12 protein-coding genes and 1 riboswitch are annotated in these 13172 nt (G+C 66.5%); of the genes, 4 read left to right on the forward strand and 8 right to left on the reverse strand.

Annotated elements, in window-relative coordinates:
* Positions 1–24 precede the first annotated feature (24 nt).
* Positions 25–121, reverse strand: a riboswitch (TPP riboswitch).
* Positions 122–324: 203 nt separating this feature from the next.
* Positions 325–1905 carry a peptide chain release factor 3 gene (locus ACZ1A1_RS17835; RefSeq protein ID WP_460929423.1) on the reverse strand — a complete coding sequence of 527 codons (1581 nt, stop codon included), beginning with the start codon at positions 1903–1905 and terminating at the stop codon, positions 325–327.
* 93 nt (positions 1906–1998) lie between these two features.
* On the opposite strand from ACZ1A1_RS17835, the gene dut reads away from it, so the two are divergent.
* From dut to ACZ1A1_RS17855, 4 genes are all read left to right on the forward strand, one after another.
* Positions 1999–2472, forward strand: coding sequence for a dUTP diphosphatase (gene dut, locus ACZ1A1_RS17840; RefSeq protein WP_463620964.1), 474 nt, complete (start codon positions 1999–2001; stop codon positions 2470–2472).
* Between the two features lie 4 nt (positions 2473–2476).
* Positions 2477–3361 carry a GNAT family N-acetyltransferase gene (locus tag ACZ1A1_RS17845; RefSeq protein ID WP_463620965.1) on the forward strand — a complete coding sequence of 295 codons (885 nt, stop codon included), beginning with the start codon at positions 2477–2479 and terminating at the stop codon, positions 3359–3361.
* 118 nt (positions 3362–3479) lie between these two features.
* Positions 3480–4448, forward strand: coding sequence for a cysteine synthase A (cysK, locus tag ACZ1A1_RS17850; protein ID WP_313195562.1), 969 nt, complete (start codon positions 3480–3482; stop codon positions 4446–4448).
* 70 nt (positions 4449–4518) lie between these two features.
* On the forward strand, positions 4519–4917 hold the full coding sequence (locus ACZ1A1_RS17855; protein WP_463620966.1) for a VOC family protein: 399 nt from the start codon (positions 4519–4521) through the stop codon (positions 4915–4917).
* Positions 4918–5007: 90 nt separating this feature from the next.
* On the opposite strand, the gene ACZ1A1_RS17860 is transcribed toward ACZ1A1_RS17855, so the two are convergent.
* The 7 genes from ACZ1A1_RS17860 to ACZ1A1_RS17890 form a co-directional block, all read right to left on the reverse strand.
* Positions 5008–6540 carry a YifB family Mg chelatase-like AAA ATPase gene (locus ACZ1A1_RS17860; RefSeq protein WP_463620967.1) on the reverse strand — a complete coding sequence of 511 codons (1533 nt, stop codon included), beginning with the start codon at positions 6538–6540 and terminating at the stop codon, positions 5008–5010.
* Positions 6541–6797: 257 nt separating this feature from the next.
* The gene (gene gshB, locus ACZ1A1_RS17865) at positions 6798–7742 is read right to left on the reverse strand and encodes a glutathione synthase (RefSeq protein WP_463620968.1); all 945 of its coding nucleotides are present in this window, start codon (positions 7740–7742) and stop codon (positions 6798–6800) included.
* Between the two features lie 60 nt (positions 7743–7802).
* On the reverse strand, positions 7803–8795 hold the full coding sequence (locus ACZ1A1_RS17870) for an endonuclease/exonuclease/phosphatase family protein (RefSeq protein WP_463620969.1): 993 nt from the start codon (positions 8793–8795) through the stop codon (positions 7803–7805).
* On the reverse strand, positions 8792–9904 hold the full coding sequence (locus ACZ1A1_RS17875; protein ID WP_463620970.1) for a sn-glycerol-3-phosphate import ATP-binding protein UgpC: 1113 nt from the start codon (positions 9902–9904) through the stop codon (positions 8792–8794). Before ACZ1A1_RS17875 ends, ACZ1A1_RS17870 begins: the two co-directional genes overlap by 4 nt.
* Before the next feature lie 12 nt (positions 9905–9916).
* Entirely contained in the window at positions 9917–10759 is an 843-nt protein-coding gene (gene ugpE, locus ACZ1A1_RS17880) for a sn-glycerol-3-phosphate ABC transporter permease UgpE (RefSeq protein WP_415215189.1), read from the reverse strand.
* Positions 10760–10772: 13 nt separating this feature from the next.
* On the reverse strand, positions 10773–11654 hold the full coding sequence (locus ACZ1A1_RS17885; RefSeq protein ID WP_463620971.1) for an ABC transporter permease subunit: 882 nt from the start codon (positions 11652–11654) through the stop codon (positions 10773–10775).
* A gap of 170 nt (positions 11655–11824) precedes the next feature.
* The gene (locus ACZ1A1_RS17890) at positions 11825–13123 is read right to left on the reverse strand and encodes an extracellular solute-binding protein (protein WP_463620972.1); all 1299 of its coding nucleotides are present in this window, start codon (positions 13121–13123) and stop codon (positions 11825–11827) included.
* Positions 13124–13172 lie beyond the last annotated feature (49 nt).

Genomic DNA, 13172 nt, shown 5'->3' on the forward strand with positions numbered 1-13172 from the left:
CGAAGGCGGTCTTCGGGCAGCGGAATTGAGGCCCGTTCGACTCCCTCCGCCGGCATGATCCGGTTCAGGTTCAAAGGGTGCTTCTCAGCCCGCCTTCCGGCGGACGCCCCTGTCTCGGGATGATTTTCGCAAATGAGGAGGTGCGTGTCACCCGGAAAATGAATGCTGGCGATGGCCCCTCACCCTAGCCCGCTCCCCGCGAGCGGGAGAGGGGACGTGCCCCACGAACGGTTATTGTTTTGGGAAAACAGCACGGCATATCCCCTTCTCCCCGCAGCCAAGGAGAAGGTGGCCGGCAGGCCGGATGAGGGGCTGCCTCGCCTGTCATGCCTTGGTGACGTGATACTCCTTGATGGCGACCATCTTGATCGCCGGATAGCGCTCCGCCTCGTAGCGCAGCGAGAAGGCGTCCTGCGCCAGGAACACCGGATCGCCATCGAGGTCGCGAGCGATATCGCCGCGACGCTGCGTAACGAACTTGTCGAGCTCGGCCGCGCTGTCGGAGGAGATCCAGCGGCAGACGGAGAAGCGCGACATCTCGAAGGAGACCGGCAGGCCGTATTCCGCCGAAAGCCGCTCCTTCAGCACATCGAGCTGAAGCGCGCCGACGACGCCGACGATGGCCGGCGAGCCGTCTTCCGGCGAGAAGAGCTGCACGACGCCTTCCTCGGCCATCTGCTGGAGCGCCTCCTTCAGCTTCTTGGCCTTCATGGCGTCTTCCAGCCGCACGCGGCGCAGGATTTCCGGCGCGAAGTTCGGCACCCCCTCGAAGACCAGCGCCTCGCCTTCCGTCAGCGTGTCACCGATCCTGAGCGTTCCGTGGTTGGGGATGCCCACCACGTCACCGGCATAGGCCGTGTCGGCAAGCTGGCGCTGCGAGGCGAAGAAGAACTGCGGGGCCGAGAGGCCGATGGTCTTGCCCGTGCGGGCAAGGCGCACCTTCATGCCGCGCTCCAGCATGCCGGAGCAGACGCGGGCAAAGGCGATGCGGTCGCGGTGGTTGGGGTCCATATTGGCCTGGATCTTGAAGACGAAGGCCGTCATCCTGTCTTCCGAGGCGTGGACCTTGCGCACATCCGCCACCTGGTCGCGCGGCGGCGGCGCGAAGGCGCCGAGCGCGTTGATGAGGTCGCGCACGCCGAAATTGCGGAGCGCCGAGCCGAAGAAGACCGGCGTCAGGTGCCCTTCGAGGAAGGCTTCGCGGTCGAACGGGCGGCAGGCCTCGCGGGCAAGCTCCATCTCCTCGATGAAGGCGTCCCGCTCGTTTTCCGGCAGGTGCTTGGCGACCTCCGCCGCATCGTCCATCCGCGTCGGCTGGACCTGCGTGTCCGAGCCGCGGAAGGTGCGGTCGGCGAGGTGATAGGAGCCGCAGAAGGTCTTCGAGCGGCCGACCGGCCAGGTGACCGGGGCGGTGTCGAGCGCGAGCTTCTCCTCCACCTCGTCGAGGATCTCGAACGGATCGCGGCTCTCGCGGTCCATCTTGTTAACGAAGGTGATGATCGGGATGTCGCGCAGGCGGCAGACCTCGAAGAGCTTCAGCGTGCGCGGCTCGATGCCCTTGGCGGCGTCGATGACCATGACGGCAGCGTCCACCGCCGTCAGCGTGCGGTAGGTGTCGTCCGCGAAGTCCTCGTGGCCGGGCGTATCGAGAATGTTGAAGACGTTGCCGTCATATTCGAAGGTCATCACCGAGGTGACGACGGAGATGCCGCGCTCGCGCTCGATCTTCATCCAGTCCGAGCGGGTCTGGATGCGGTCCTTCTTCGCCTTCACCTCGCCGGCGAGCTGGATGGCGCCGCCGAAGAGAAGCAGTTTTTCGGTAAGGGTGGTTTTACCGGCGTCCGGGTGCGCGATGATCGCGAAGGTGCGGCGGCGGGAGACCGCCTCGGCAAGGGTTTCGGCCATTTTCTGCAATATCCTGTGAGTTGCCGGGGTCTTTACAGGCTCCGCCGAAAAAGCGCAATTGACGAGGCGCGCCCGGCGCCGGCTTATGGGCGCATGAACGCGCACGCCCCCTCCCACCCCATGCTTTCCCTCGTCCGCCTGCCCCATGGCGACGGCATAGAGCTACCCGCCTACGAGACTTCAGGCGCCGCCGGCATGGACCTTCGCGCCGCCGTAGCAGCGGATGCGCCGCTCACGCTGGAGCCCGGAAAACGCGCGCTGGTGCCGACCGGCTTCGTCTTCGAGATCCCGCATGGCTACGAGGGCCAGATCCGGCCGCGCTCCGGCCTTGCCTTCAAGCACGGCATCACCTGCCTCAACACGCCCGGCACCGTCGACAGCGACTATCGCGGCGAGGTGAAGGTGCTGCTCGCCAATCTCGGCGAGGAGGCCTTCGTCATCGAGCGCGGCATGCGCATCGCCCAGATGGTGATCGCCCCCGTGACGCAGGTCGCGGTGCGCGAGGCGACGGAAGCGAGTGAGACCACGCGCGGCGCGGGCGGCTTCGGCTCGACCGGCGTCCGCTGAGGCGATGCCCGTCCGCAAGGACCTTTCCTTCCGCTACGGCTATTTCGGCGATCCCGCGGCATCGCGCGCCCTTGCAGGCCTGCTGCAGGACGTCTTCGGGATCGACGTGACGATCATGGACCGGCTCGGCAGATCGGACCCGACCGGCATTCCCTTCTCGTGGTTCGATGCGGATGGTGCCTGCGTCGCCAATATCAGCGCCTTCTCGCTGCCGCTCGTCATCGATGGCGTTTCCCTGCGCGCGGCCGGCCTGCAATCCGGCGCGGTGCGGCCGGGCCATCGCGGCATGGGCCTTTACCGCGACGTCATGGAGGCGGCGCTTGCCCATTGCGATTCGGAAGGATTTGCGGCCGTCGCTCTCCTGACCGATACGCCGGCGCTCTACGGCCGCTACGGTTTCGAGCCGCTGGCGCAGCACCGCTTCGCCGGTGCGGCGCCCGGCGGCGGGAGGGCGGGCCCGGTGCGGCGGCTGGACCTTGGAAGCGCGGCGGATATCGCGCTGCTGCGCCGGCTGCTCGACAGCCGCCAGCCCGTTTCGGATCGCTTCGCGCCGGTGCGGCAGACCGGGATGTTCCTCTTCAACGCCGCCCTGATGCCGGATGTCAGGCTCGACCTGATCGGCGAGGACGCCGTCGTCGCGTGGCGGATGGCCGGGGACGGGGCTTTCGATCTGCTGGACGTCGCCGGCACGCGCATTCCCCGCCTTGCGGATATCCTTGCCAGTGTGCAGGCCGCTGCGGCGCAGGTCGTCGTCCATTTCCCGCCCGACAGGCTGGAATGGCAGGGCGAGGCCCTTGCCGACACGGACGAGATGGTCCTGATGCTCCGTATGGCGAAAGCCCTGCGGCCGGAGGGGGCCTTTGCCCTTTCGCCGATGGCGGAATTCTGAGGCCGCACGCAAATGGCGAAGGAATATTCCGCTTTCGCCCGCCTGCAGCGAAATCCGGACTCGTCTAAGGCCGCGTTCCCTCCTACATTCTCCGGCAAAGAGAACAGAGGAGCACCCGATGACCGAAACCCGCAAGCCCGGCCGTGGCCGTATCTATGCCTCCATCACCGAGACGATCGGCGATACGCCGATCGTGCGGCTCGACAAGTTCGCGAAGGAAAAGGGCGTCGTCGCCACCCTTCTCGCCAAGCTCGAATTCTTCAACCCCATCGCCTCCGTCAAGGACCGCATCGGCGTGGCGATGATCGAGGCGCTGGAAGCGGCGGGCAAGATCACGCCCGGCACGTCGACGCTGGTGGAACCGACATCGGGCAATACCGGCATCGCGCTCGCCTTCGCCGCCGCCGCCAAGGGCTACCGCCTGATCCTCACCATGCCGGAGACCATGTCGGTCGAGCGGCGCAAGATGCTGGCCCTGCTTGGCGCCGAGCTGGTGCTGACGGAAGGCCCGAAGGGCATGAAGGGCGCCATCGCCATGGCGGAGGAACTGGCAAGCACCATTCCGGGCGCCGTCATCCCCCAGCAGTTCGAGAACCCGGCCAATCCGGAAATCCACCGCAGGACGACGGCGGAGGAAATCTGGAACGACACCGACGGCGCGGTCGACATCCTCGTTTCCGGCATCGGCACGGGCGGCACCATCACCGGCGCGGGGCAGGTGCTGAAGGCGCGCAAGCCGGGCTTCAAGGTCATCGCCGTGGAGCCGGCCGACAGCCCGGTGCTTTCCGGCGGCAATCCCGGCCCCCACAAGATCCAGGGCATCGGTGCGGGCTTCGCGCCGGCAGTGCTCGACACGGCGATCTACGACGAGGTGGTGACCGTCACCAATGACGAGGCCTTCGAGAATGCGCGCCTCGTCGCACGGCTCGAGGGCGTGCCGGTCGGCATTTCCTCCGGCGCCGCGCTGGCGGCGGCGGCCAAGGTGGGCAGCCGGCCGGAAAATGCCGGCAAGACCATCGTCGTCATCATCCCCTCCTTCGCCGAGCGTTACCTTTCGACCGCGCTCTTCGAAGGCCTCGGCGGCTGAATCGCGAGGGCCCGCCGCGCGACACCCGCGCGGCGGGCCTTTCCCGAACCCTGCGGCTGCAGCACCGGATATGCTCCACCACCTCTCCCTCGGCGTCTCCGACATCGAACGCGCGGCCACCTTCTACGACGCGGCCCTTGCGCCGCTCGGCTATTGCCGCGTCTGGTCCGACATGAGGCCCGGCGAACCGGACCAGGCCATCGGCTACGGGCCGGCGAGCGGCGGCGACAAGCTTGCGCTCAAGCATCTGGGCGATGCCGCCCGCGCGCCCGGCCCCGGCTTCCACATTGCCTTCGCCGCGCCGGACCGGCCGGCGGTCGACGCCTTCCACAAGGCCGCGCTCGCGGCCGGCGGAACCGACAACGGCCCGCCGGGACTGCGCCGTCCCTACGGCCCGACCTATTATGCCGCCTTCGTCATCGACCCGGACGGGCATCGGCTCGAAGCCGTTTTCAAGGGACTGGCCTGAGGCCGGGCCGATTTCGGAAACGCGGCCGCCTTCGGCTTAAAGCCGGCACCGCTTTCACATTTCCGCACGCAATCCTTCTGCTGCCGGCGCTCACGCCAACGCAGTCAGCCGCTCGCCAGCCATGCGGTAGGAAATCGCTTCCGCCAGATGGATGCGGCCGACAATAGAGGCTTCGTCGAGATCGGCCAGCGTGCGCGCGACCTTGAGGACGCGGTGGTAGCCGCGGGCGGAAAAGCGCATCTTCTCCGCCGCATCGCGCAGGAGTTGGAGGCCGCCGGCATCGGGCTCGGCCATCTTTTCGACAAGCGCCGTCGAGGCGCGGGCATTGCTCGTCACCCCGGCCATACCGAGGCGGGCGAAGCGGTCGATCTGCAGGGCGCGGGCCCTTGCGACCCTTGCGGCGACGGTTTCGCTGGTCTCGGCAGCCATGGGGCGGATGAGGTCCGTCGTCGATACGGCCGGCACGTCGATGCGGATGTCGATACGGTCGAGCAGCGGGCCGGAAACGCGGGCCTGGTAGTCGCTCACGCAGCGCGGGCCGCGGGCGCAGGTGCGGCCAGGTTCGCCCGCCATGCCGCAGCGGCAGGGATTCATCGCCGCGACGAGCTGCACGGCCGCCGGATAGCTGACGCGGTGATTGGCGCGGGCGATGATGCATTCGCCCGTTTCGAGCGGCTGGCGCAATGCATCCAGCGCCTGCGGGGAGAATTCCGGCAGTTCGTCGAGGAAGAGGACGCCGTTATGGGCGAGCGAGACCTCGCCGGGCCTTGCCCGCGGCCCGCCGCCGACGAGGGCGGCCATGGTGGCCGAATGATGCGGCGTGCGAAAGGGCCGGCGATCCGACAGCCGGCCGCCGGAAAGCTGGCCGGCGATGGAATGGATCATCGAGACTTCGAGCAGCTCCGCCGGCGAGAGCGGCGGCAGGATGGCGGCAAGGCGCGCGGCGAGCATCGACTTGCCCGAGCCGGGCGGGCCGACCATCAGGAGATTGTGGTTGCCGGCGGCGGCCACTTCCAGCGCGCGCTTGGCGCTTTCCTGGCCGCGGATATCGGCAAGGTCCGGCAGGCCGGCGGCGGGGGCGCGGATCGCCGGCGCCGGCCGCGCGAGAACCTGCGTGCCCTTGAAATGATTGGCGAGCGCGATGAGGCTGCGCGGCGCAAGGATGTCGAGCCCGCCGCCGGCCCAGGCGGCTTCCGCCCCGTTCTCCGCCGGGCAGATGAGGCCCTTGCCGAGCGCATTGGCGCCCATCGCCGCGGGAAGCGCGCCGGTGACGGAGGCGATCGTGCCGTCGAGGTTCAGCTCGCCGATGACGATGTAATCCTCCAGCGCATCGCCAGGCACGGCGCCGAGCGCCATCATGAGGCCGAGCGCAATGGCGAGGTCGTAATGGCTGCCTTCCTTCGGAAGATCGGCCGGGGCGAGATTGACGGTGACGCGCTTCGGCGGAAGGGAAAGTCCCGATGCGTGCAGCGCGGCATGGACCCGCTCGCGGCTTTCGGCGACCGCCTTGTCCGGCAGGCCGACGATCTGCATGCCCACCTTGCCGGGCGCGACCATGACCTGGACGTCCACCGGAACGCCCTCGATGCCCTGAAACGCAATCGTACCGACCCGCGCCACCATGCCTGCCCCCGCCCGCCGTGCAGCGCCGCGCGCCGCTCATGCGCTAGCGACGCCGCAACACCTTTTTGCCGAAAACCGCTCCCGCAACCGCCTCTGGGTTGCAGCCGCAAATCTGGCATGAAAGATGGAATGAAACAAGAACAATTATAGAACCGAAGCGGGAATTTTCCGCCCATCGGTTGTGGGCGGTTGCATTTGCGGAACGAAGCCGGGACCGTTCGCGAACGGACGGTCCCGGCGCGCCCTGCCGTGGCGGCTCAGCGCTTCTTCTCGATGGCGTCCCAGAGCAGCGAGGCGATGTCCGCGCCGCCGAATTTTTTCACCTCGCGGATGCCGGTGGGCGAGGTCACGTTGATCTCGGTCATGTAGTCGCCGATGACGTCGATGCCGACGAGGAGGAAGCCGCGTTCACGCAAGGCGGGGCCGATGCGGGCGCAGATTTCCTTCTCGCGCGCCGTCAGCTCCGTCGCTTCGGCGCGGCCGCCGACATGCATGTTGGAGCGGGCGTCGTGCTCGGCGGGCACGCGGTTGATCGCGCCGACCGGCTCGCCGTCGATGAGGATGATGCGCTTGTCGCCCTTGCGCACGTCCGGCAGGTATTGCTGCGCGATGAAGGGCTCGCGGAACATCTGGCCGAACATTTCGAGGAGCGAGGAGAGGTTGCGGTCGTCCTTGGTGGAATGGAAGACGCCGGCGCCGCCATTGCCATAGAGCGGCTTCAGGATCATGTCGCCCATCTCGTCGCGGAAGCGGCGGATTTCGACGGGATCGCGGGTGATGAGGGTCGCCGGCATCAGGTCGGCGAATTCGGTGACGAAGATCTTCTCCGGCGAGTTGCGCACCCAGGCCGGATCGTTGACGACGAGGGTCCTGGGGTGGATGCGCTCCAGGAGGTGCGTGGAGGTGATGTAGGACATGTCGAAGGGCGGGTCCTGGCGCAGCAGCACCACGTCCATCGTGGAAAGATCGACGCGCTCGGCTTCGCCGAGCGTGTAGTGGTCGCCCTTGACGTCGCGCAGCTCCATCGGCTCGACCGTGGCATGGACCTTGCCGTCGCGAAGGCTTAGGCGATCCGGCGTATAGTGGAAGAGCCTGTAGCCACGGTTCTGCGCCTCGATGCTCATGGCGAAGGTGGAATCGCCCGCGATGTTGATGGTCGACACGTGGTCCATCTGGACCGCGACGTTCTTGATCTTTGCCATGAAAAGTCCCCTGAGGATGTCCCACACATTTAGGATGCACCGGGCGCCATGGCAACGGGCTCAGGCAAAGCCGTCGATGCGGCAGGTGATCATGTCGTGGTCGGAGAGCGGCTTGCCCGTCGGCGAGAGCGAGGAGACGATCTCCACCCCGGAGACGGCAAGGCCGCGCGAGAGGAACCAGTCGAGCTTCATCGCCCGCTCGGGCCAGCGGGTGATGAGGCTCGGGCGCGTGGTCATGACATCGAGCGGGCCGCCATGACGGGTGAAGCCGCGCTCGGCGGCGCGGGCGAAAAGTCCCTCCGACTCGAAATCGCCGCCCGCATGGTTGCCGGTGTTGAGATCGCCGCCGATGAGGACCGGGCGACCGGGGAAGGCGGCGTCGAGCGCGTCGATGAGCCCGACCACCTGACGCTCGCGATAGGCGGCGGTGGCGGCGCTTTCGAGATGGGTGGAGACGAGGACGAGCGGGCCGGATTCCGTATCGACCATGCCGCCGATGGCCATGCGTTCGCCGAGGCGCGGCTGGTCGACCTCGCCGGTGAACCAGAGGCGCTCGCCTTCCAGCCGCAGGAGGAAGGGCTCGCGCAGGCGCACGGCGGAGAGGAGCGCATTGCCATGCAGACCACGGCGGTTGAAGCGGTCCTTGCAGAATTCGCGCTCGGTGTCGGAGCCGAGGCCGAGCTCGATGAATTCGACGCCGTAGAGATAGGCCATGCCCAGCTCCCCGGCGACCTCGGCCGTGGTGTGGGACTGGCGCGTGCGGGCCATGCCGTCGTCCATTTCGGAGAGAAGCACGATTTCGGCGCCGGCCGCGCCGAGATGCTCGGCGCTTTGCAGCGGAAAAAGACAGCGCTCAAGGTTCCAGGCGGCGACGGTGAAGGGGAACGGCAGCGTTCCGGCGCGCTCGGCGTGGCCGCCCGTTTCCACCGCGTTCATGGCGGGCAGTTCCGCCATGCGGGCGTCGTGCGCGGCAATGGTTCTCTCAAGGCTGGCGATGGCGGCGCGGTCTTCCGCGCTTGGGGCGGCAAGCCGGTCCGTGGTGGCGCGGATCATGATGCGGCGACCTCCAGACCGGCAACGCTTGCGGCCGGGCTCCGTTCCGCGCCCGCCCAGTCGATGCGGTGACCGCTCGCCGTGTCGAAGAAATGCAGGCGGGAAGGCGCGATGGAGAGCGAGGCGGTCTCGGGCAGCGGGATCTCCGACGAGACGGCGGCGACCATCGGCTGGTCGCCGACGAGGCCGTGCACGAGGCGCTGGGAGCCGAGTTCCTCGACATAGTCGATGCGGAAGGGCATGGCACCGTCCGATCCCGCGTGAAGCCGCAGGTCCTCGGCGCGCAGGCCGACGGTGAGCGCGCCCTGCGCCGGCACCGTCGCGCCGAGATCGAGGAGGGCGGGGCCGAGCGCCAGCCTGCTGCCGTGCAGCTCGCCACCGACGAGGTTCATGGCCGGCGAGCCGATGAAGCTGGCGACGAAAGTGGTGGCCGGGCGATGATAGACATCGAGCGGCGCGCCGATCTGCTCGATCCGGCCGCCGGAGAGCACGACGAGGCGGTCGGCGAGCGTCATGGCCTCGAGCTGGTCGTGGGTGACATAGATCGAGGTGGTGCCGACACGGCGCTGCAGGCGCTTGATCTCGCCGCGCATGGAGACGCGCAGTTTGGCGTCGAGGTTCGACAACGGCTCGTCGAAGAGGAAGGCGGAGGGCTTGCGCACGATGGCGCGGCCCATGGCGACGCGCTGGCGCTGGCCGCCGGAAAGCGCGCGGGGCTTGCGCTCCAGATAGGGCTGGAGCTCCAGCATGCGGGCCGCTTCCGCCACGCGGGCGTCGATCTCACTTTTTGGCGTGCGGCGGTTTTTCAGGCCGTAGGCGAGGTTTTCGTAGACCGTCATATGCGGGTAGAGCGCGTAGTTCTGGAAGACCATGGCGATGTCGCGGTCGGCCGGGTCGACGTCGTTGACCACGCGGCCGCCGATGGTGACCTCGCCCTCGCTGATCGTCTCCAGCCCCGCGACCATGCGCAGGAGCGTCGACTTTCCGCAGCCCGACGGGCCGACCAGCACGATGAACTCGCCGTCGGCGATGTCGATGCTGACGGAGCTGACCGCAGTCACGCCGCCATTGTAGATCTTGGATACGTCCTTGATGCCGATGGATGCCATGGACGGAACTCCTTACTTGTCGCTTTCGGTGAGACCCTTGATGAACCACCGCTGGAAGATCAGCACGATCATCACCGGCGGCAGCATGGCGAGGATCGCCAGCGCAAAGGCTTCGTTGTAATCGGGAATGTTGGAGCCGACCCAAACGAGCAGGATCTGCTTGATGCCGCGCACCAGCGTGAAGAAGCGCTCGTCCGTGGTCATCAGCGTCGGCCAGAGATACTGGTTCCAGCCATAGACGAACATGATGATGAAGATGGCCGCGATCATGGTGCGCGACAGCGGCACCAGCACGTCGACGAAGAACTTGAACGGCCCCGCCCCGTCGATGCGCGCGGCCTCCAGCAGTTCCTCCGGCACGGACTTGAAGAACTGGCGGAAGAAGAAGGTGCCGGTGGCCGAGGCCAGCAGCGGCACGATGAGGCCGGTATAGGTGTTGGTGAGCGAGAGCTTGTTCATCACCTCGTAGGAGGGGAGGATACGCACTTCGAGCGGCAGCAGCAGCGTGGTGAAGATCATCCAGAAGAACAGCGTGCCGAGCCTGAAGCGGAAATAGACGATGGCATAGGCGGCGAGCATGGAAAGCACGATCTTTCCGGCCGCGAAACCGACACCGAGGATCAGCGAATTCCAGATCATGCGCGCGCCGGTGATCTCGCCGGTAAAGCCGCCCTTTCGCGTCAGTACGGTATTGTAAGTCTCGGTGAAGTTGCCGCCCCAGGTGAGCGACAGGCCGTTGCGGTGGATGTCGGCGGCATCGTGGGTGGAGGTCATGAAGGCGACCACGACGGGCGCCACCATGACGAAGACGCCGAGCATGAGGACGAGATGATCGAAAAGGCGGATACGGTTCATCGCGGGCGCCCTCTCAATTATAGTGCACGCGCCGCTCGATGAAGCGGAACTGGAAGACGGTGAGCACGAAGACAACGATCATCAGGATGACGGACTGGGCCGAGGAGCCGCCGAGGTCGTTGCCGCGGAAACCGTCCATGTAGACCTTGTAGACCAGCGTGATCGGGTTGTTGGCGGCCTTGTCCTTCACCATCACGTCGATGACGCCGAACGTGTCGAAGAGCGCGTAGGTCATGTTGATGATGAGCAGGAAGAAGGCGGTGGGCGCGAGCAGCGGCAGCGTCATCGTCCAGAAGCGGCGGAAACCGGAACGGCAGTCGATGGTGGCTGCTTCCCGCACGGACACGGGGATGCCCTGCAGGCCCGACAGGATGAAGATGAAATTGTAGGGGATCTGCTTCCAGACCGAGACGACGATCATCGCGAAGGCCGTGTCGGTGTAGTTGAGCCCGACCTTCATGTCCCAGCCGAAGAGGGCCGCGAACTTCACCAGCGGGCCGATATGCTGGTCGAAGAACATCATGCCCATGAGACCGGCGACCGGCGGGGCGATGGCATAGACCCAGATCAGCAGCGTCTTGTAAGCGGAGCTGCCCTTCAGCACCGCATCCGCCTTGACGGCGAGCAGCATGCCGATCCCTAGCGACAGGAACGTCACCAGCGCCGTGAAGACGACGGTGAAGCGGGCGATCGACCGGTACTGCACGGAGCCGAGCGCATCCGAATAGTTGGAAAGGCCGACGAAGGTGGCGCCGAAGCCGAAAGGGTCTTCAAGGTAGAAGGACGACTGGATCGCCTGCACGGACGGCCAGTAGAAGAAGACGAAGATGATCGCCATCTGCGGCGCGAGGAAGAGATAGGGCAGATAGGGCGACGAGAACTGGACGCGCTTCATGGCGTAGCCTTCGAAAGAGCGGGAGAAGCGGGCGGTCGCCCCTCACCCCGACCCTCTCCCTAGCCAAGCGGGGAGAGGGGAAGCGACGGTGCGGCAAATCACCTTCTCCCCGCCTGCGGGGAGAAGGTGGCCGGCAGGCCGGATGAGGGGCCTGCCAGACGCAGACCCTATCAACCGGCGGTCTTGGCAAAGCGGGCGAGCAGGTCGTTCGCTTCCGTCTCGATGGTCTTCAGGGCGTCCTCGACGGAGGTCTCGCCGGCGAAGATGCGGCCGTATTCGCGTTCCATGATCTCGCGGATCTGCGGGTAGAAGCCGAGGCGATAACCCTTCGACCATTCGCCGGACGGCAGCATGAGCTGCTGGATGCCGACTTCAGCGACCGGGGCCTTCTCATAATAGCCTTCGGACTTGGCCAGCTCGTAGGCCGCCTTGGTGATGGCGACGTAGCCGGTGGCCTCGTGGTAGAACTTCTGGATTTCCGGCGAGGTCAGGAACTGGAAGAAGTCGGCCGTGCACTTGTTCGCGGCGGCCGGCTTGCCGGACATGGCGAAGAGCGCCGCGCCGCCGATGAAGGTATTGGTGCCGGCGCCCTTCACGCTCTGCCAGTAGGGCAGGAAGGTCGCGGTGAACGGCTTCTGCGCGGTCTTCTGGAGGCCGCCGAACGAACCCGAGGAGCCGATCCAGAAGGCGGCCTTGCCGTCTTCGAAGAGCTTCTGGTTGTCGTTCCAGCCGGCGCCGTAATAGCCGAAATAGCCCTCGTCGGCCCAGGCCTTCAGCTTCGTGAACATCATGACGAGGTTCGGGTCCGTCATGTTGATCCTGGTGTCGGCGACCGAGTCGTAGCCATTGTTGTTGGTCGCGAACTGGATGTTGTGGCGCGAGAAGAAGTTTTCCGTGAACTGCCAGGTGAGCTGCGACTGGACGAGCGGCAGGTAGCCGGCTTCCTTCAGCTTCGGGGCGATCGCCTCGAACTCTTCCCAGGTCTTCGGCGCCTCGACGCCGGTCTTTTCGAGAGCCTCGGTGTTCACATACATGATCGGCGCCGAGGAATTGAACGGCATGCCGACGAACTTGCCATCCGGGGCGGCGTAGAAATAGCGCACGCCCTCGATGAAGGCCTCGCGGTCGAATTTATAGCCGGCCTGCGTGATCAGGTCCTCGGCCGGGATGACGGCGCCCGGAGCGTTGATGATCGTCGCCGCGCCGGCGTCGAAGACCTGCAGGATGTTCGGCTGCTCGCCCGAGCGGAAGGCGGCGATGCCGGAAGCGAGCGCTTCCTCGTAGGTGCCCTTGGAGACCGGCGTGATGGCGCAGGCCGACTGGGAAGCGTTGAACTTCTGGGCGACTTCGTTGATGACCTCGCCATTGCGGCCGGCCATGCCATGCCACCAGGTGATGTTGGTGGCGGCCATCGACGTCGTGGCGGAAATTGCGAGTGCGAAACCTGCGAGGGAAAGCGGCTTGAACATGGGTTGCTCCTCTTCACCGGATTGGTGTGAGGGGTGCACTAAGGGCGCC

Source organism: Shinella sp. R2-11 (assembly GCF_055330205.1).